Source organism: Acinetobacter pittii (genome assembly GCF_034067285.1).
Lineage (GTDB): Bacteria > Pseudomonadota > Gammaproteobacteria > Pseudomonadales > Moraxellaceae > Acinetobacter > Acinetobacter pittii_E.
In genome coordinates this window covers 161553-182818 of record NZ_CP139286.1, presented here as the reverse complement: position 1 = coordinate 182818, position 21266 = coordinate 161553, and the positions used below count along the sequence as shown (strand labels likewise).

The window sequence follows — 21266 nt, the reverse complement described above, 5'->3', positions numbered from 1 at the left end:
TATTTTAAAATCAATTGGTTAAATTAAATTACTTTACATAAATAGCACACGGTTACAGTACGGTTACTTGAGTAAGATTGACGATCAAGCTTTTTCGTCTAGACTTAAAGTTGTAACAAAACATTTATAAAATCGCTTTTTAGAGGGGAGAGATTCCATGAAAAAACTAGCAATTGCATCAGCTCTTTTATCTGCTCTTGCAGTAAGTGGCACAGCAAACGCTTACCAAGCTGAAGTTGGTGGTTCTTACAATTATCTTGATCCAGACAACGGTAGCAGCGTAAGTAAATTCGGTGTTGACGGGACTTATTACTTTAATCCTGTTCAAACTCGTAATGCTCCACTTGCCGAAGCAGCATTCTTAAGCCGCGCAAGTAACGTTAACGCCCTTATCAACTATGGCGATAACAGCGGTACAAAAGATACTCAATATGGCGTAGGTGTTGAATACTACGTTCCTAACTCAGATTTCTACCTTAGCGGTGATGTAGGTAGAACTGAACGTGAAATTGATAACACTAATATTGACCGTAAAGTAACGACTTATGCAGCTGAAGTAGGTTATTTACCAGCTCCTGGTTTATTACTTGCTCTAGGTGTTAAAGGTTACGACGAAAAAGACGGTAAAGACGGTGCTGATCCAACAGTACGTGCTAAATACGTAACTCAAGTAGGTCAACATGACGTAAATCTTGAAGCTTATGGTGCGTTTGGTGACCTAGACGAATATAAAGTTCGTGGCGACTACTACATCGACAAAACTTTAAGTGTTGGTGCAGATTACTACAACAACGACTTAACTGATAAAGATGAATTTGGTATCAATGCTAAAAAATTCTTAAATCAGCAAGTAAGTGTTGAAGGTCGTGTTGGATTCGGTGATAACGACAAGACTTATGGTGTTCGTGCAGCATACCGCTTCTAATCAAGCCTAAAGTCATAAAAAATCCGCTCAATTGAGCGGATTTTTTTATTGGTTCAAATGTATGATGCGCAATTGCAAATTTACATTACCATTAAATGCATTTCGGTCTATTTCATAGACCAAATGAACTTCATCTTGCATAGGGTTAAATTCAAATTTGCCTGCGGCATTAAAAGCAATCGCATCAAAAACATATTGATCTAGTGCCAATCTAAGTTTGAGATGTGCTTCTTTAAGCCAACGATAATCAACAACTTTAAAATACCCTTCAAATTGCGGAAAAGGGAATTTTTGCCCCCATGGCCCTAGCTGTTCTATCCAGTCTAAAGTATCGAGTTGTAAGGCAGAAGCAGGCAGTTCTCCATCCGTCCAGAGAGTTGCTTGAAACAAAGATTCTTCCATTTCTGCAATGCAATTGGTAAATGCTGTTTTAAAAGCCTCAAAGTTTTCTTTACGTATGGTTAAACCAGCCGCTGCTGCATGACCGCCAAAATGGCTAACCAGTTCTGGATGTTGCTCCGCAACCTGTTCAATCGTATCTCTTATATGTACACCGTCAATTGAACGTGCAGACCCCTTAATATGGATACCGTCTTCATCTGGTGCAAACACAATAGTGGGACGATGAAACTGTTCTTTTAAACGCCCTGCTACAATTCCAATCACACCTTGATGCCAATTTTCTTCGAAGAGTACAAGAGCTGGAGGAATATCTTCCTTTGAAAGCTGCAAGCTATCTAAAGCAGATAAGGCTTGTTGCTTCATCTCCCCTTCGATTTGACGCCGCTCAATATTTAATTGATTTAATTGTCTCGCGATCGGATAGGCAGTTTCCATAGAGTCTGCCAACAAGCATTCGATCCCAATGCGCATGCTCTCCATGCGTCCAGCAGCGTTAATACGCGGACCTAAAACAAAACCTAAATCTTGTGCACGCAAAGATGAAGCCTCACGGCCAGCAATATCTAACAGTGCTAATATTCCAACTCGGCATTGATGTTGCTGAATGCGCTTCACGCCTGCATCGACCAAAATGCGGTTGTTATAATCTAGGACAGCAACATCGGCATAAGTTCCCAAAGCAACCAAATCTAAATATTGAGTGACTTTACTCGTACTTTTACCTTGTTTACTACGTAAACTCGCTAAATTAGCCAGCACATAAAATGCAACTCCAACACCTGCAAGCGCTTTACTTGGAAACTCACAACCTAACTGGTTAGGATTTACCACTGCTTCTGCCAGAGGCGTTTCTTTGGTCGTTAAATGATGATCGGTAATAATAACTTGCATGCCTAGCGCATGCGCGGCATCCACACCAGTATGACTGGAAATACCATTATCAACAGTAATCAGTAGGTCAGGCTGATATGTTTGATGTGCAAGTTCTGCAATTGCAGGGGTAAGTCCATAACCGTATTTAAATCGGTCTGGAACCAAATAGTCGACTTGTGCTCCCATATCGCGAAGCACCAATACCATTAATGCTGTGCTGGTTGCACCATCGGCATCATAATCACCGACAATAACAATTTTTTTCTGCTCATCAATGGCTTGATCTATTAATGCCACAGCGGTTTCTAGTCCCTTGAGCTGTGGAGCTAATAAGTTCTTAAGTTTTAACTCTAATTCCTGTTCAGATTTCACTCCACGTCTTGCTAAAATTTCAGCAATAAACGGAGGCACGCCCTGAAACTGTTCAGGGCGTGTTAATAAAGGTCTTTGTTTGATTTGTATTTTTGTCATTTAAGGCATCAGTCGGTGCAGCGTCCATTGATCATCGATTTTTTCATAACTTAAGCGGTCATGTAAACGATTTGGTCTTCCCTGCCAGAATTCATAATAATCTGGTTGCAAACGATAGCCTCCCCAGAACTCTGGCTTATCAAGCACTTCACGACTTTCGACTTGCTGTTGTAAGTCTTGAAAGCGTTGCTGTAACAGCTCTCGGCTTTCGATTTTACCACTTTGTGGAGTACTGATATGTGCTGCAATCTGGCTATCACGGGGCCGTTTAAGATAATAATCTGTAGATTCTTGCTCAGCAATTTTAACTACACGACCACCAACTCTCACCTGACGCTCTAGACTTGGCCAATAAAATAATAATTCGGCATATGGGTTTTCTGCCAAATCTATACCTTTTTGACTGTCATAGTTAGTATAAAAATCATACCCAGCTTCTGTGGCCCCCCGTAACAAAACTGTTCGAACATGGGGTCTGCCATTCGCGCCTGCTGTTGCTAATGACATTGCATAGGGTTCATGTAAATTCGCTGCTAAAGCATGGTTAAACCAACCTAGAAACTGCTGATGAGGATTAGATTCAACCTGCCCCTCATGCAGCTCTCCTTGTTCATAACTTAAGCGTAATTCACTTAAATCTTTAATGACATCACTCATGTCATGCACCTTACGCAACTTGTGCTTGTGAACGAACCGCATTTGCCAAGTGCTCAGCCAAAGCATTCACTTCTTGCTCGTTATCACCTTCAACCATGACACGAATCACAGGCTCAGTTCCTGATTTACGAATCAAAATACGACCACGGCCTTTAAGTTGTTCTTCTGCTTTATCAAATTCAGTAACCAATGCCGGAATTGAATACGGATCAAGCATTTGTTCTAAACGTACATTCACAAGAATTTGCGGGAATAGTTTAAAGTCTTGAACCAATTCATGAAGAGCTTTATTTTGCTCGACCATCACGGTTAAAACTTGAAGTGCTGCAATAATCGCATCACCTGTCGTACTCTTGTCTAAAGTTAGAATATGACCAGAAGGCTCACCACCTGTTACCCAGCCGTTTTCTTCTAAAGCTTGTAGTACATATCGGTCACCAACCTTAGCACGTACAAAGCCAACATTCGCTTTTTCAAGTGCAACCTCAAGTGCCATATTACTCATGACAGTACCAACAACACCTGCTGGTTTTTTCTGAGCTTGAGTCGCTAAAATATATAAAATATGGTCGCCATCAATTAAGTTACCAAACTTATCGACCATCACGACACGGTCAGCATCGCCGTCAAAAGCAATCCCTAAATCTGCTTGATGTTCAACTACTGCTTTTTGTAGGTTTTCAGGGTGAGTTGAGCCACAACCTTCATTAATATTTAGGCCATCTGGCTCATTATATAAAGCAACAACTTTTGCTCCTAACTCACGAAAAACTGAAGGTCCAACACTATATGCAGCACCATGAGCACAGTCCAATACGATCTTTAAATTATTTAAGTCAAAGTGGTAAGGGAAAGTAGATTTACAAAATTCGATATAGCGACCGTTTGCATCAGTTACGCGAACACTTTTACCTAAGTTTGCAGTATCCTCAATTAATAAATCTTTTTCTAATTCAAGGTTAATTTCTTCTTGCAACGAATCTGGTAATTTTTTGCCTTCGCTTGAGAAAAATTTAATACCATTATCAAAATATGGGTTATGCGATGCAGAGATAACAATACCTGCATGGGCATGTAAAGCACGGGTAAGGTGTGCAATTGCTGGTGTTGGTAATGGACCAAGTAAATGAACATACACGCCAGCAGCGTTCAAACCTGCCTGTAAAGCAGACTCTAAAATATAACCAGATAAACGAGTGTCTTTTCCTAATACAACGAGTGGCTTATTTTTCGGACTCGTTCGTTTTAATACCTTCCCTGCAGCAAAACCGAGTTTTAAAGCAAACTCTGGAGTAATAGGCATTTGCCCAAATTTTCCACGAATACCATCCGTTCCAAAATAACTCATAGCTTATCTCATTCTTACGCCACTTCAACCGTGGCTTACTTCATATATGGCAATTCCGCCATATTTCTTTTCGTCAGATTTACTTTACACCAAAAACAAAAAGCCGTCAGTGTAATGACGGCTTTCTTGATTGTTTTGGTTACCAAAATCTAACCAACACGATAGTTTGGAGCTTCTTTAGTAATCGTTACATCGTGAACATGTGACTCAGACATACCCGCTGAAGTAATTTTCACAAATTTCGCATTTTGACGAAGATCTTCAATTACCGATGAACCTGTATAACCCATCGATGAACGTAAACCACCCATCATTTGATGAACGATATTACCCATTGGGCCTTTATATGGAACACGGCCTTCAATGCCTTCTGGTACTAACTTTTCAGCACCCGCTTTTGAGTCTTGGAAATAACGGTCAGCAGAACCTGTAGCTCCCGCCATTGCGCCTAATGAACCCATACCACGATATGCTTTGTAATAACGGCCTTGGAAAAACTCAACCTCGCCAGGTGCTTCTTCAGTACCCGCTAGAAGTGAACCCACCATGATCGTACTTGCACCCGCACCGATCGCTTTTGCCATATCGCCAGAGAAGCGGATACCGCCATCTGCAATTAAAGGAATTTGATCTTTTAGTGCATTAGCAACGCTGTCAATCGCAGAAATCTGTGGCATACCAATACCCGCCACAATACGTGTGGTACAGATAGAACCAGGGCCAATACCAACTTTTACAGCATCTGCGCCTGCATCTAATAATGCTAATGCAGCATCACCAGTTGCGATATTACCGCCAATCACTTGTACTTGAGGGAAGTTTTGTTTTACCCAACGTACACGTTCAATTACACCAGCTGAGTGACCGTGTGCTGTATCAACAACAATAACGTCTACACCAGCTTCAACTAATGCTTCCACACGACTTGGAGTCTCAACGCCTGTACCTACCGCAGCACCAACACGTAGACGACCAAGATCATCTTTACAACTGTTTGGATAACTCTCAGCTTTACGGAAATCAGTTACTGTAATTAGGCCTTTAAGTTCGTTGTTTTCACCAACGACTAAGACTTTTTCAATGCGATGCTTTTGCAATAATGCTTGAATATTTTCTTTAGATTCGCCTTCACGCACAGTCACCAAGCGATCTTGACCTGTCATGATGTTACTAACTGGCTGTTCTAAATTAGTTTCAAAACGCGTATCACGGCCTGTCACAATACCAACAACCTTGCCGTCTTTCACAACAGGTACACCGCTAATGTTATTAGCATTGGTAATTGCAATCAGTTCACGTACTGTAGTTTCAGGCGTTACAGTGATAGGATCTTTCACCATACCCGCTTCGAATTTCTTAACACGGCGTACTTCTGCAGCTTGAGCAGCAATATCCATGTTTTTGTGCAAAATCCCGATACCACCATTTTGTGACATTGCAATCGCCATACGTGACTCAGTCACTGTATCCATTGCTGCTGAAACTAATGGGATATTTAAATGAATGCCGCGAGTTAAACGTGTCTTTAAAGAGACATCTTTTGGGAGAACAGTAGAGTAGGCAGGAAGTAATAAGACATCATCGAAGGTTAGCGCTTCTTGAACGATGGTCAGCATAACAATCTCACTGGTAAATTCCGTGAGCTATTATAAACAAATTTCGATGCAATTTTCATATAATCTTTGCCTTTTTCAGCAATAGATATCCACCTACTCTAAATATTTCTCACTTATTATCAAGTTAGCTGATATTTAACTCACCTGATCATAGTCTTGATCATTCTCTGAATCTGCCGGGCTAACTTGAATAAGAGGAATAAGCTGATGCGCTAAACGAGCCTTATTACATTGCTCATCAGCAATCTGCACTTCTCTACAGGTAGAACTACGCACTGCATAAATAGAACAACCCACCTCTTTACCAATTTCCCCCGTCAAAGCCTGACATCGTGGCTCAGGCTGATTGGTTCCACGCATACATGAATAGACAGGTGTCAAAGGTTCAACTAGATGTTCGCCCATTGACTCGGCCTCAGCCCAATAAAATGAAACCCGAAAATGTGCACAACACGCCCCACAGCGCAGGCACTCATCTGGAGTCGCAACTTGAGATAACATTTTTATTCAAATTCTCGTCATCAAAAATTTTTCTGTGACGCAAAATCCTAAAAAAAATTTAAATGAGACTCAATATATCCAATATCATTTTTATGTTGGACAGCTAAAAATTTGTTCCGTCATTAAATCAACACCACAAGGTAATGTTTCAATCCAGTCTAAAAATTGCTTAACCATTTGTTTACCCATAAACGGGCTGCCATGCTGTGGAACAATCATTTCAATATCCATCTGCCGGACCATATTGACCCATAAACGTATAACTTTATTGGAGCACATATAACGTTGGTGAAAGGCTTTCATTTTCATGATATGTGTATCGAAATCTTTTAAAGGTTGATTAGCATCCTCAACAATAGATGCTCCCATATCACCCGAAAATAAAATTTTAGCGATTGGATCATAAAACTGGAAATTACCCACCGAATGTAGAAAATGTGCAGGAACCACCACAAGCTTTGACTCGCCCAATTGAATCACTTGGCCACAGTCAGGCAATTCAATAAGACGGTCCTCCCAATTACCTTTCATACGCTCACTCATAAATGAGGAATTTAGATGCGGTAAAAATCGTGCCCATAATTTTGACGCCACGACTTTAGCATCGGTATAGACTAACCAGCGCGGCATTGAAGTAATAATGTCCGGATCCTGATGCGAAGCCATCACATAGTCCAAATTTTTCAAACGTGTATATTTATTTAATTCCATCGTTAATGGAACATAGGTCAAATCACCACCTGGGTCGATTACAGCAGCTCGTTCATGGTCAATAATTAAAAATTGATTGGCTTGGATACCTTCCCCTTTGACCAAACTGGTAAAACTAATACATTTATGTACGCCATTATCAAATAATATCTGCGACGTTGTTTTTTCAAACCCCATATAATTCCCCAAAAAAACTTTAAGTATTAGATATTTTTATATCCATAATAAAATAATGGGATTATGTAATTCTTGCAATGAATTATTTGATTTTTCTCATAATATTTTAAAATGGGTTTGGATTTTCTTATTTTAGAAATGAATCATAATGTTATTTAAAATTAACTCGCAATAAATTAAAATAATTCTCATTATCAAATTTACTTTTTGTGCTGTTTAGGCCTCCCATGACTCAACCCTTCCGTTTTTCGACTTCAAAAACATTGTTAGCAGTTGCTATTTTTACTTCGATGACAGCAAGTCACGCTGAACAAATAACAGAACAAGGAAATTCAACCAATGTCCTACCCACAATTTCTGTTCAAGCACAAAAAGAAAGCTCTTCACCTTATGTCGCAACGAAAGCTAACTCTATTTTAAAATCAGATGCGCCCTTATTTAAAACTGCTCAGTCGGTTTCAGTAGTGACCCGCGAGCAGCTTGACCAGAAACAAGCAAAGACACTTGCAGATGCAATTGAAGGCGTTGCAGGAGTGGGTGCTGGGAAACTTGGTCGCCGTGGTTGGGATGATTTTGTTATTCGAGGCCAGACCTCTTCCGATTCAGTTTATATAGATGGTTTAAGAGTTGGACAAAATACTTATGTTGCCACTGAACTATCAGGCATGGATCAGGTCCAAGTCTTAAAAGGCCCTGCCTCTATTAATTTCGGTTTGGTTGCACCAGGCGGCATGGTGAATTTAGTCACTAAACGACCTGAAGCAGAAAACTTTGCGCGTGCTAGCATGACTTATGGCAGCTATAACTTAAAAGAAGGTACATTCGATTTAAACTATAGTCCAAATAATAGTGAAAAAGGTGCTTTTCGTTTAAATGGCCGCATCTCTGACCAAGATGACCCGACAGATTATGTGTATTTTAAAAATTACTATATCTCGCCTTCTTACAATTTTGACTTAGGAGATAATACTGACCTCTCTGTCATCGCAAGTTATCAGCACCGCGAATACATTCGTCAACAGGGTCTACCCGTCATTGGTACATTAAAAGATAATCCTAACGGCGCTATAGACCGAAGTTTATATATTGGCGATCCTAACTTCGGTAAATATGAGGCAGATGTTTACCGTACAGGTTATACCTTTAAACACGCTTTTGATAACGGTTGGAACTTTAACCAGAATTTTGCCGTGCAAAAAACCGAAGTGGATGGTAAAGCGGTTTTTGCTCGTACAGGCACAAATTTCTGGGCAAAAAACAAACAAGGTGAAATCGACTACACAACCATTAGCCGTAAAAACAATAGCCGCCATCAAGTTATTGATAATTTGAGCTTTACCATCGATAACCGTTTAAATAAACAGTTTGATTTATATGGTATGCAACACGACGTTAATATTGGAGTAGATGCTTTTCAGGAAAAAAGTGATTACACCAATGATAAATACGACATTGGCGATTTAAATATTTATAACCCTGTTTACGATCAAAATGTGAAATTGACGCAAAATGTTCGTGACATCAACCGTCTCAAATATTTAGGGCTTTATTTACGTGATCGCATTCAACTCAATGACCAATGGCTTTTAAGCTTGTCTGGACGCCAAGACTGGACACAAACCCAAAGCACAAGCTTAGTTACAAGTAGTGCTAGTAAACAATCAGACAATGCATTTACGGGTAGCGCCTCTGTCATGTATACCCTTAATGACATTGTTGCTCCTTATGTCAGCTATGCCACTTCATTTACACCTAACAGTGGTACTGATGTAAATAACAATCCATTCAAACCTGAAGAAGGAAAACAGGTTGAAGTCGGCATGAAATTACAAAGTCCTGATCAGCGAATACAAGGCAGCATTGCTTGGTATGATTTAAAACGTCAAAATGTTTTAGTCAACGACCCTACAGATACTACTTTCAAAATACAGCGCGGTGAACAATTAACTCGTGGTATTGAGACTGAGTTAAATGCAGATGTATTAGATGGCTTAAAATTAACGGCAACCTATACTTACACCATTGATGCTGAAATTAGTAAAGATGCGAACTCAAGCAATGTCGGCAAAGCACTAGATAACATTCCTGAGCATGCTTACAGCCTGTCTGCTCGTTATAAGTTCGACCCTGCATCAAAAATTGGTTGGTATGTTGGTGGTGGATTCCGAGGCGAAACATATAAAACTATGGATAAGCTAGATGTCCATATTCCTGATTATACCGTATTTGATACAGAAGCTGGCTACGATGCAGGACACTGGGGTGCTCAACTTGCAATCCGTAATTTATTCGATAAAGATTATTACGCAGGTGCCTTAAATGAAAATATGGTAACTCTAGGCAATCCACGTCAGATTAACTTCACTGTGAAATTTAACTATTAAAATTATCCATAAAAAACGCACTCGAATTGAGTGCGTTTTTTATACAAGTTTAAAATTACTTAGAAAAAATAATGTTGTACCAAAGTAGAGATACCAACAATTAAGAAAATAACAGCCCCAATTTTATGAATGAGCGAAATAGATAAACGTTCCGCTAATTTATTACCAATAAACACAGCTGGCGCATTGGCAATCATCATCCCTAAGGTTGTACCCAACATCACCCAAAAAATGCTGTCGTAGCGAGCAGCCAAAGCCACTGTTGCAATTTGGGTTTTATCACCAATTTCAGCTAAGAAAAACAAAATAAAGGTTGCACCAAAAACACCAAATTTTTGCCATTTATTAATACTTGCTGTTTCATCATCCAGCTCATCCGGAATAAGCATCCAGAACGCCATACCAATAAAGCCAGCTGCAAGTACCCAGACTAAAATTTCGGGACTCAGCACGGTTGTAATCCACTGTCCAAGTACAGCAGAAATACCATGGTTGATTAGAGTTGCTAAAAGAATCGCAATGAGAATAGGGATTGGCTTACGAAAACGTGCAGACAGTAAAAGGGCCAATAGTTGCGTTTTATCGCCCATTTCAGCGAGGGCAACAATTGAGGTAGAAATCAGAAATTCTTGCATGTCGTTTCTCTGGCTAGCATAAATGCCCATGACCTACCCCTCCTGCTAGCCAAATATCTGCAGAGTGGTAAATCAAAGGTCTTGCCAACTCGGAAACGATGAGACGTTTAAGCTATGATGACCATGTTCTGTTGAACAATTATGTTGATCATCACCTATTCATTCAGAAATGAATAGCGGCTACTCCCCAATGAAGTATGTGCTCATTATATTCGAGCAATTCTATTTTTCAAATAAAAAATTTTATCCATGCCCAAACCAACAATCGACCTAAACCCAATAGCAAAGCTAAACAAATACTTAAGTTAATAAATCCGAAATTATTAATACCAGTTACGTGCTGTGATTGAAATTCAAATGGCAAAATAAGCATGGCCACAAACACTTCCAAACCCATTGCAACATAGGTCATCCATTCCCAAGGAAAGTGTAAAACACTCACCCATACCCCCATCAATAAAAATACAATCAATAGGATGGGTACCATGATTTTTAAAAAACCCGTCATTTAGTATTTCTCCTTTGCTTAATAACGAGAAATTTCTCCTCTCTCTCGATCATTCAATACTGGGCTTTAGATTAACCTAAAATCAATTAAATTAAATATCAAAATAAAAACCCCGCCGAAGCGAGGTTTTAATGATTCATTTCAAAATATTAGATCAATAAAGTACGAATATCTTTAAGCAGTTTCGTAAGTTTATTAGTAAAGCGAGCAGCATCTGCACCATTAATCACACGGTGGTCATAAGACAACGACAATGGCAACATTAAGCGTGGGTCAAAGTCTTTACCATTCCAAACAGGCTGCATTGTTGCAGGTGAAATACCTAAAATTGCAACTTGTGGCCAGTTCACAAGTGGTGTAAATGCTGTACCACCTATTGCGCCCAAACTTGAAATGGTGAAATTCGCACCTTGTAAGTCTTTTGGTGTTAATTTCTTATCACGTGCTTTTTGACCTAACACACCCAATTCAACTGCAATTTGCTTAATTGATTTTTGGTCTGGGTTACGAAGTACTGGCACAGTTAAACCATCAGGTGTTGCTACCGCAATTCCCATATGGATTTCATTGCGCAAGAGCACTGATTTACCGTCATCAGATAGATGGCCTGCGAACTCACGCTCTTCTTTCAACAAATGCGCAACCGCTTTGATAATGAATGCCATAATCGTCAGGCTGATACCTTCTTTTTTGAAGTTGCCTTTTAGCTCATTACGCCAATCTTCTAACTCAGTAATATCAGCAAGGTCAAACTGAGTTACCTGTGGAATAAAGTTGTTCAACGACAATTGCGGAATTGATACTTGCTGCAAACGCGTCAGTACTTTTTCTTCTACACCACCAAACGCAGTAAAGTCAGGAAGCTTTGGTAAGCCCGAAACCGCTGGTGCAGCCGCAGCAACTGGTGCAGCTTGTGGCGCAGTTAAACGAGTCTTCACATATGCAAAGATATCTTCTTTAACAACACGACCATGTTCACCAGAAGTTTTAACTTGAGATAAAACTACACCTAGCTCACGAGCAAGCTTACGCACAGCAGGTCCTGCATACACTTTAGCGTTTTCAGCTTCTTGTTCTTTGGTTAATTTATCATTACCAGAAGAGGCTGGAGCAGATACTGCTTGAGTCGGAGCAGGAGCCGCCGCTTTAGGCGCTGCTGCCTGTGGAGCTGGAGCTGCTTCTGCTTTTGCCGCTGGGGCAGCCGCAGGTGCTTGGCCTTCAGCTTCAATTGTTGCAAGCAATACACCTTGTGAAACTTGTTGGCCTGCTTGCAAATGAATTGCTTTCACAACACCCGCAACAGTACTTGGAACTTCCACAGTGGCTTTATCTGACTCAACAACAACAAGACTTTGATCTACATCAACCTTGTCACCAACCTGAACTAAGATTTCAGCAACAACGGCTTTATCTACACCCAAATCAGGAACATTAATATCAACTGGTCCAGATTGAGTAGCAGTCGATGCTACAGTTTCTTGCTGAGCTGGTGCAGGTGCAGCCGCCGGAGCTGCTGTTGTAGGAGCAGGTTCAGCCGGTGCACTAGATGCAGACGTTGTTTTCACTTGAATAAGAACCACGCCTTCTTTAACTGTATCGCCTTCTTTAACTTGAATGCTTTCTACAGTACCCGCAACACTGCTTGGTACTTCTACAGTTGCTTTGTCAGACTCAACCACAACGATGCTTTGCTCGACATCGATTTGCTCACCAACTTTTACTAAAATTTCACCAACAAGTGCTTTTTCAACACCAATATCGGGAACTTGAACTTCAACCACTTGGCTAGTGGTTGCAGTTGCTGGTTGAGCAGTAGTTGGAGACTGTTGTGCCGCTGCTGGCGCTGCAGTTTGTTCAGCTGCTGGTGCAGGTTTTGGAGCCTCTTCTGCTTGAGCTGCAGGTGCAGCTCCTTCAGCTTCAAGTTCAAGCAATACCGTACCTTCAGTAACGCTATCACCTTCTTTAATTAAGATGCTTTTTACCACACCTGCTGAAGTGCTAGGCACTTCAACAGAGGCTTTATCTGACTCAAGCAAAACAAGGCTGTCATTCTCGGCAATGCTATCGCCAACTTTTACTAAAATTTCAGCAACAACTGCTTTATCTACACCAATATCAGGGGTCTTAATTTGCATGCTTAGTTCCCCTCACCTGTTTGCGTTTCATTATATTCAGCAACTGCTTGAACTTCTGGATGCGCTTGAGGAGCCCATGCCACAGGACGATCAGTATCTAACTCAAAGTTAGAAATTGCGTCTTTAACCAAACGTGCATCTACTTCACCTTCATCAGCTAATTTTTTCAAAGTAGCAACAACGATATGTGCAGCATCAACACCAAAGAAACTACGTAAGTTAGCACGTGTATCTGAACGACCATATCCATCTGTACCTAATGCAACAAATGGACGACCATCTGGAAGATAAGCACGGATTTGTTCGCTATAAGCACGCATATGGTCAGTTGCTGAAACAACGATACCTTCTGTACCACGTAACTGTTTAGATACCCATGATTCTTTCACTTCTTCAGAAAGTGGGTGTAAACGGTTGTATTCTTCACATGCCATACCATCACGTGACAACTCATTGAAGCTTGTTACACTCCAAACGTTTGAATGGATTTGGTATTCATCACGTAAGATTTTCGCTGCCTTGATCACTTCACGAAGAATCACACCTGAACCAAGCAATTGGACAGTTGCTTTTTCATCTTTTTCGAACAAGTACATACCACGTTTAATGCCTTCCTCAGCATCTTCAGGCATTGCAGGATGCTCGTAGTTTTCATTCATTACAGTTAAGTAGTAGAACACACGCTCTTGGTTCACATACATACGTTTTAAACCGTCATGTACGATTACAGCCAACTCATAACCAAAACATGGATCATAAGATACACAGTTTGGAATCGTGTTCGCCAAGATATGCGAATGACCATCTTGGTGCTGTAAACCTTCACCATTCAATGTTGTACGACCAGCAGTCGCACCTAACAAGAAACCTTGAGCTTGCGCATCACCAGCTGCCCATGCAATGTCACCAATACGTTGGAAACCAAACATTGAGTAATACATGTACATTGGAATCATTGGCAAGTTATTGGTTGAATAACTTGTTGCCAACGCAGCCCATGCACTCATCGCACCAGCTTCGTTAATCCCTTCTTGAAGCATGTGACCGTCACTTGCTTCACGGTAATGCATTAGCTGTTCTTGGTCTTCTGGGGTATATTTTTGACCGTGAGCGGCATAGATACCGAGCTGACGGAACATACCTTCTAGACCAAAAGTACGTGCTTCATCTGGAACGATTGGTACTACGCGGTCTTTAATCGCTTTTTCTTTGAGTAAAGAAGCAATTAAACGAACCATCACCATAGTGGTAGATTGTTCTTTACCACCTGAACCATTTAATACAGCATCAAATACAGATAATTCAGGAATCGCTAAAGTTTCACTCTCACGACGACGTGCAGGTAGATAGCCACCTAATGCTTCACGACGCGCCTTCATATACTTCATTTCTGGAGAGTTTTCACTTGGGCGATAGAATGGAAGCTCTTCTAATTTATCGTCTGTAAATGGAAGGTTGAAACGGTCACGTACATATTTCAAAGAGTCGATCTGCATTTTTTTGATTTGGTGAGTTTTGTTCACCGCTTCAATTTCTTCAGACAAACCGTAACCCTTAACAGTTTTCGCAAGAATAACTGTTGGTTGACCTTTGGCTTTCATTGCTTCTGCATATGCAGCAAAAACTTTGTAAGGATCGTGACCACCACGGTTGAGATTATCGATGTCTTCATCGCTTAAATCTTTTACAAGTTCCGCAGCTTCTGGGTACTTGCCAAAGAATTTCTCACGTGTATATGCACCACCTTTTACTTGGTAGCGTTGGTACTCACCATCAACTGTTTCTTCCATTACCGCTTTTAAAGCGCCTGAGGTGTCTTTTGCAAGAAGTGGATCCCAATGACGGCCCCATACAACTTTAATTACACGCCAGCCCGCGCCACGGAATAAAGATTCTAACTCTTGAATGATTTTACCGTTACCACGTACAGGACCATCTAGACGCTGTAAGTTACAGTTAACAACCCAAATAAGGTTGTCAAGCTTTTCACGGCCAGCAAGTGAAATCGCACCAGTACTTTCTGGCTCGTCCATCTCACCATCGCCAAGATAAGCCCAAACTTTACGGTCTTCTTCTTTGATCAAGCCACGGTTCATCAAATATTTTTGAATGTGTGCTTGATAAATCGACATGATTGGACCAAGACCCATTGATACGGTTGGGAATTGCCAATAGTCAGGCATTAAATATGGATGTGGATAGCTTGGTAAACCGTTACCGCCAACTTCACGGCGGAAATTGCTTAACTGTTCTTCAGTTAAACGTCCTTCAAGGAATGAACGTGCATAAATACCAGGAGCACAGTGTCCTTGGTAATAAATCATATCTCCGCCAAAATTATTGCTGTTTGCGCGGAAGAAATGGTTAAAACCTACGTCATATAATGTTGCACTTGATGCGAAGCTCGCCAAGTGTCCACCTAAATCATCACCTGTTTTATTCGCACGAAGTACCATTGCTAAGGCATTCCAACGAATCAATGCACGAATACGGCGTTCCATATCTTGGTCGCCTGGCATTGCAGGTTGTTCTTCAACAGAAATTGTATTTAAGTAAGGTGTATTGAGACGTTGAATTGGAACATGCTTAGCAATTGCTTGTTGGTAAAGTTTTTCCAACAAGAATGCCGCTCGTTCAGTTCCCATATGTTGTAAAACTGAATCGAATGCATCTTGCCATTCTTGGGTTTCTTGTGCGTCGGAGTCACCGTAAAACGCCATAATTCACCTGTTCCTTGTTCTCTAATCTACTTTGTATTTTTACCACGTTTTACCCCTTTCAAGTTATTGCCTCGGGTGAATGTGAGGGGGCTCTATTATTTTCTGAATGAATAGTCATTGACCGAGCATTAAACAAAATAACAAAAAAACGCCAATAATGGCGTTTTTTTATACAATCTTTACGTTAAAAAAGGTTTAGCTTAGTTTTAGATTCATAAATTTAATAACCTTACCTTTTTAACTATGCTTTTATGGAAGCATCGCTAAGTAAGTCGTTGGGTTCTTACGTTGACCATCTTTTACTACTTCATAATGTAAATGTGGGCCAGTACAACGACCTGTACAACCTACATTAGCAATATGCTCGCCTGCTGACACTTGGTCGCCTACACGAACCATTAAACGTGAAGCATGAGCATAACGCGTTAAGTAACCATTGCCATGGTTAATTTCAACATATTGACCATAGCCAGTGCCCCAACCAGATTTAGTTACGATACCTGGGCCTGTAGCATAGATTGGTGTGCCACTCGGAGCAGCCATATCTAAACCACCATGATGTTCTGCACGACCACCCATGGTGCGACCACCAAAGTTTGAAGAAACTCGTACCGTATCAGGAAGAGGATGAGAAACTAACCAAGAGTAAGAATTTGAAGAAGAAGCATTAAAAGAATTCTTTGCGGTCGCATTACCATACTTCTTTGCAAGCGACTCATTGTTGAGTTCAACTGTTTTTTGGCGTAAGGTCACTGAAACTTTCGCACTCGCCGGAAGATCTAAATCGTCAGGATGAGTATATGAACCTTGAGATAATGTTTTTGATAGCTGTTCCAATCGATCTGAGTCAGTAGATTGGTTAATTGTTTGATAATCTGCAAAAGCAACTGATGCTGCCGAAGCGGCAAGTGAAAACGCTAATAAAATACGACGCGTGTGCATAAAAACCTCTTGAAACTGTTCTTACTCAAGTTCCTTATGATCTCTTCCTTGATATCGATTGAAATGAACGCTTAAGATTAAGACAAGAATCCATCCGAGAATGAACATGTCTAAACCCGATAACGTTTTTCAACAAACCGGAAAACACATAAAAACAGGAAACCTTACGTTTCTAACAACGCAAGTCGCGCAATGGCAAAGACTTACGAAAATTATCCAACCCTTATTGCCCCAACCGGAACAATGGCAGGTCGTGTGTTATCAAAATGGTTCTTTAATCATTACTGGTGAAAATCAAGCGATGATCAGTCAACTCAGTTACTTACAGAACCAATATGTATCTAAATTATCTCAGCTTGAAGGGTTAAAAGACTTACAAAGAATTCAGGTTCGATTGAGAAATAAAAATACTCCCAATGCACCCTCATCTGAGCCATCTAAACCCATCCCCCCGGAAACACAAGAAATGTTACGTAGTGCAGCCGACTTCGTGAGCGACCCTAAGCTTAGCCAAGCTTTACTACGTTTGGCAAGCAATAAAAAATGATCAGCTTTCTATTTCTTAATTAGAATCGTTCTTGTTATGTGATTATAATCACACTTTTAAATGTTACATTATAACGTAGCCAAGTAAAGACAATGACTTATGTCACGCTGACATATGGAATTGGACACTGACTCTCGTCATCAAATGTTACAATTTCATAATTACTCGGATCACTTTGAACATTGCGTAACAGCTGATTATTTAAAGCATGTCCCGATTTATAGCCATCGAACTTGGCAATAATTTGATGACCAAGCAAATACAAATCACCTACTGCATCTAAAATCTTATGTCTGACAAATTCATCGGCGAAGCGTAGACCTTCTTCATTAACGACCCCTGTATCATCTACACCAATTGCATTATCCAAACTTGCGCCTAGCGCTAAATTGTTTGCTTTCAGATAATCTAGGTCTTTCATGAAACCAAACGTACGTGCTTCACTAACTTCATAAACAAAAGTTTCTGTCGAAAAGTCGATCGTTGCAGATTGATATTCTTTAGCAAATGCTGGATGGTCAAAATCGATTGTGAAATTTAATTGGAAACCATTGTGCGGGCTAAAAATTGCTTTTTTATCATCAATCAGTGCTTCAACTGGTTTTAATATTTTTATAAATTTTTTCGGTGCATCCAGTTCACGCAATCCACCTTGCATCAAAAGGTAAATAAATGGACCAGCACTTCCGTCCATAATCGGAACTTCGGACGCAGATACTTCAACAATCAGGTTATCAATTCCTAAACCTGCAATTGCGCTCATTACATGCTCAATTGTTCCCACTTTTATATCTCCAGTGACTAAATTGGAGCACATAAAAGCTTCTTGAATCAATAATGCATTGGCAGGGATATCAACCGGTGGATCCAAATCGATACGGCGAAATACAATACCTCCATCCACGGTATGTGGAATGAAATTGATCATCACTTTTTGACCGCTATGAAGACCTATTCCACTCGCTTTTACCACACGACTGAGAGTACGTTGTTTCACCATGCTTTGTAACTTCTTTTTTAAAACCGCTATACGTTAGCATATTTAGTCATTGATCAAAAATAAAAAAAGGCAGTGTTTAAACACTGCCTTTCATTAAATCTAACGATTATTTACTTACGTTGCTGATTTTTCAAGTAATCTTGAATACTCATTGGAGAAGAACGCGGAGTAGAACTTGCTGCGCTACTGACTTCATTATCAGCATTTTGACGTTTATTGATTGCAGGAACATCATCTTCATCAACAGATTGAGCTGATTGAGTTGATGCATGGCTTACCGTATTACGCTTTCTCGGTTCAGCATCTGCTGCATTACGAGTTAAACCGGTTGCAATCACTGTTACACGTAATTCATCACGTGCATCTGGGTCAAATACTGTACCGTAGAAGATTTCGCCTTCATCAAGGTCAACAATCTGGTTCACAACATCAGTAATGATTTCTGTTTCACGTAACGTAATATCATCACCACCCGTAATGTTAATTAACACGCCTTTGGCATTAATAATATTAACATTATCAAGTAATGGACTACGGATCGCTTGTTCAGCAGCTTGACGCGCACGGTCTTCACCACGACCTAAACCAGCACCCATCATTGCGTAACCGCGCGTACTCATTGCGGTTTTCAAATCGGCGAAGTCAAGGTTAATGTGACCACGGTTAACAACCAAGTCAAAAATACTACGTACAGCGTTTAACAATACATCATCAGCTTTTTTATAAGCATCTTTCATTGAAATATCGCCATATACGCTCAATAAGCGTTGGTTAGGGATAATAATCAATGAATCAACATGTGCTTCAAGTGCTTCAATACCGCGTTCAGCAGATTTTAAACGGCGACGGCCTTCAAAGTTAAATGGAGTTGTAACTACACCAACAGTCAAAATACCCATTTCTTTGGCAACTTCAGCCACAACAGGCGCTGCACCAGTACCTGTACCACCACCCATACCAGCGGTAACGAAAACCATATCGGTACCTTCAAGGTGATGACGAATGATTTCACGGCTTTCTTCTGCTGCAACTTGCCCTACTTCAGGGTTAGCACCAGCACCTAGACCACGTGTACTTTGCTCGCCTAACTGAATTTTAAAAGGTGCATTCATACAGTCCAGTGCTTGTTTGTCTGTATTGGCACAAACGAATTTAACACCTTGAATATCAGACTGCACCATATGTTGAACGGCATTACCGCCACCACCACCTACACCAAATACAGTGAAACGGGCTTGACCGTTGCCATCGTTTAGTTCATCTTCTATAAATTCAAATGAGGCCATGACCTTTAGGGTTCCTAATACATTATGGCAGTCACTTCAGCCCGTATACTGCCTTGATTTTCAAAAATAACTAATTTTAAGAATGCTGTGCAATACCAACCTTGTCAAGTACAGCGGTTTTCTCTTACAACTTCCTAACAATTCTACCAATAAATACATACATCCTAAAAAATGGCTTTTAACTTGCTATTAAACGCATTCCAGCCATTTACCATTCGTTCCCATACCGAACGGTCATTTGCCTCTTCAGGCTCTTCAACAGCATCTTGCAACTCACTTTGGCTAAACATGAGCAAACCAGCTGCTGTTGCATACATAGAACGACGTAAGGCTGCTTGATGTTGATCATCAGCATAAACCTGTAACGGTGGATTACCCAAATGTGCAGATACACCCAACATACGACGAGCTAAACTCACCATACCTTCTATTTGACAAGCATCCCCTGTCAATACTACACCATGGTATAAACCATGAATTGCACCGCTTTGTTCGAGTTCATCGCGAATCTGGCTAAAGATCTCTTCATAACGAGCAATAATAATTTCTGACAACTCAATCCGGCTAATAGTTTGAGGGCCATCAATCCCTTCTACTTGAATCATGTGATCTGGCTTAACAGCACTTAAATCGACACAACCATGTAGAATTTTAATTCGTTCAGCTTCTTCTGTCGTAGTTTGCAATACAGCGGCAATATCACGTGTGACATGCTCACCACCACGCTGCAATGTACGCGCTAGCGCTAAACGTCCATCAAGATAAACTGCAAGATTGGTAATGCCTGCGCCAATATCAACGAGACAAACACCGTACTCTTTTTCATCTTTCAGCAAGCTTGCCTCAGCGGTTGCCAGACAAGACACCACCATTTTTTCAACCCCGATATTTGCGCCTTTCATCGCACGATCAAGGTTTTGCATAGTCGCTATAGGCATCATCATTAACTGATAATGTCCAGTCATACTATGGGCAGTCATATTAATTGGATTCTGAACCCATTCAGCAGAATCACCTAATTCAAAGCCTAGCGGTACTGCACTTGCTAAATAGTAATCAGAAGTCACATGACTTGCTTTTGCCAATTCTAACGCGCGCACAACTTCATTTGTTGTAATCACATGTGCTGGATTAGATACTGGTGTGCGACCAGAGGCATAAAAACTTTGCAACTCGGTACTCGGAATAGATACCCATGCGCTATGAATGCGACATTCGGCCATATTTTCCGCTTCCGCAACAGCATTTTTAATCGCAGCAATGACTTTATCGAGGCTTACAATTTTTCCTTTATTCATGCCTCGATTGCGAGCAGTTGCCATACCGATAACCTGAATGTTATCCGGCGCATGAATTTTTCCAATCAAAACTGAAACTTTATGCGTCCCAATGTCAATCGCAACAACTGAGGGAACAGCTTCACTCATC

General features: G+C 40.6%; 17 protein-coding genes and 1 riboswitch. Of the genes, 3 read left to right on the top strand and 14 right to left on the bottom strand.

Going from position 1 to position 21266, the window contains the following annotated elements:
• Positions 1–157 precede the first annotated feature (157 nt).
• On the top strand, positions 158–925 hold the full coding sequence (locus SOI81_RS00820) for a putative porin (RefSeq protein ID WP_320541108.1): 768 nt from the start codon (positions 158–160) through the stop codon (positions 923–925).
• Positions 926–970: 45 nt separating this feature from the next.
• Here the strand turns inward: SOI81_RS00820 and recJ are convergent, their stop codons facing one another.
• The 6 genes from recJ to SOI81_RS00790 form a co-directional block, all read right to left on the bottom strand.
• Complete coding sequence (recJ, locus tag SOI81_RS00815) at positions 971–2671, bottom strand: single-stranded-DNA-specific exonuclease RecJ (protein ID WP_262445836.1); 1701 nt, start codon at positions 2669–2671, stop codon at positions 971–973.
• Entirely contained in the window at positions 2672–3328 is a 657-nt protein-coding gene (gene pdxH, locus SOI81_RS00810; protein WP_239966986.1) for a pyridoxamine 5'-phosphate oxidase, read from the bottom strand. It abuts the gene before it with no gap.
• Positions 3329–3338: 10 nt separating this feature from the next.
• The gene (glmM, locus tag SOI81_RS00805) at positions 3339–4676 is read right to left on the bottom strand and encodes a phosphoglucosamine mutase (RefSeq protein WP_016142766.1); all 1338 of its coding nucleotides are present in this window, start codon (positions 4674–4676) and stop codon (positions 3339–3341) included.
• Between the two features lie 149 nt (positions 4677–4825).
• Complete coding sequence (gene guaB / locus SOI81_RS00800) at positions 4826–6292, bottom strand: IMP dehydrogenase (RefSeq protein WP_016142765.1); 1467 nt, start codon at positions 6290–6292, stop codon at positions 4826–4828.
• Positions 6293–6427: 135 nt separating this feature from the next.
• Positions 6428–6793: a YkgJ family cysteine cluster protein gene (locus SOI81_RS00795; RefSeq protein WP_239976129.1), complete on the bottom strand. Its 366-nt coding sequence runs from the start codon at positions 6791–6793 to the stop codon at positions 6428–6430.
• Positions 6794–6883: 90 nt separating this feature from the next.
• Positions 6884–7681, bottom strand: a complete 798-nt coding sequence (locus SOI81_RS00790; protein WP_239976130.1) for an MBL fold metallo-hydrolase — start codon at positions 7679–7681, stop codon at positions 6884–6886.
• A gap of 227 nt (positions 7682–7908) precedes the next feature.
• Here SOI81_RS00790 and SOI81_RS00785 point away from each other — a divergent pair, with 227 nt between their 5' ends.
• Positions 7909–10065 carry a TonB-dependent siderophore receptor gene (locus SOI81_RS00785; protein ID WP_239976131.1) on the top strand — a complete coding sequence of 719 codons (2157 nt, stop codon included), beginning with the start codon at positions 7909–7911 and terminating at the stop codon, positions 10063–10065.
• 59 nt (positions 10066–10124) lie between these two features.
• On the opposite strand, the gene SOI81_RS00780 is transcribed toward SOI81_RS00785, so the two are convergent.
• The 5 genes from SOI81_RS00780 to SOI81_RS00760 form a co-directional block, all read right to left on the bottom strand.
• Entirely contained in the window at positions 10125–10700 is a 576-nt protein-coding gene (locus tag SOI81_RS00780; RefSeq protein WP_125739508.1) for a TMEM165/GDT1 family protein, read from the bottom strand.
• Between the two features lie 15 nt (positions 10701–10715).
• Positions 10716–10901: riboswitch (yybP-ykoY riboswitch) on the bottom strand.
• Positions 10902–10929: 28 nt separating this feature from the next.
• Positions 10930–11208, bottom strand: a complete 279-nt coding sequence (locus SOI81_RS00775) for a hypothetical protein (RefSeq protein ID WP_016142760.1) — start codon at positions 11206–11208, stop codon at positions 10930–10932.
• 149 nt (positions 11209–11357) lie between these two features.
• A complete protein-coding gene (gene aceF, locus SOI81_RS00770; RefSeq protein ID WP_320541107.1) occupies positions 11358–13343 on the bottom strand; it encodes a 2-oxo acid dehydrogenase subunit E2 in 1986 nt (661 codons plus the stop codon).
• 2 nt (positions 13344–13345) lie between these two features.
• On the bottom strand, positions 13346–16063 hold the full coding sequence (gene aceE, locus SOI81_RS00765) for a pyruvate dehydrogenase (acetyl-transferring), homodimeric type (RefSeq protein ID WP_239976133.1): 2718 nt from the start codon (positions 16061–16063) through the stop codon (positions 13346–13348).
• Between the two features lie 249 nt (positions 16064–16312).
• Positions 16313–17005, bottom strand: coding sequence for a M23 family metallopeptidase (locus SOI81_RS00760; protein WP_016142757.1), 693 nt, complete (start codon positions 17003–17005; stop codon positions 16313–16315).
• 100 nt (positions 17006–17105) lie between these two features.
• Here SOI81_RS00760 and SOI81_RS00755 point away from each other — a divergent pair, with 100 nt between their 5' ends.
• On the top strand, positions 17106–17552 hold the full coding sequence (locus SOI81_RS00755; protein WP_239976134.1) for a DciA family protein: 447 nt from the start codon (positions 17106–17108) through the stop codon (positions 17550–17552).
• A gap of 97 nt (positions 17553–17649) precedes the next feature.
• Here the strand turns inward: SOI81_RS00755 and lpxC are convergent, their stop codons facing one another.
• The 3 genes from lpxC to ftsA all read right to left on the bottom strand — a co-directional run bounded on the left by lpxC (position 17650) and on the right by ftsA (position 21265).
• Positions 17650–18552 carry a UDP-3-O-acyl-N-acetylglucosamine deacetylase gene (gene lpxC, locus SOI81_RS00750; protein ID WP_016143784.1) on the bottom strand — a complete coding sequence of 301 codons (903 nt, stop codon included), beginning with the start codon at positions 18550–18552 and terminating at the stop codon, positions 17650–17652.
• A gap of 110 nt (positions 18553–18662) precedes the next feature.
• Entirely contained in the window at positions 18663–19838 is a 1176-nt protein-coding gene (gene ftsZ, locus SOI81_RS00745; protein WP_016142754.1) for a cell division protein FtsZ, read from the bottom strand.
• 164 nt (positions 19839–20002) lie between these two features.
• Positions 20003–21265: a cell division protein FtsA gene (gene ftsA / locus SOI81_RS00740; protein WP_002122057.1), complete on the bottom strand. Its 1263-nt coding sequence runs from the start codon at positions 21263–21265 to the stop codon at positions 20003–20005.
• Position 21266 lies beyond the last annotated feature (1 nt).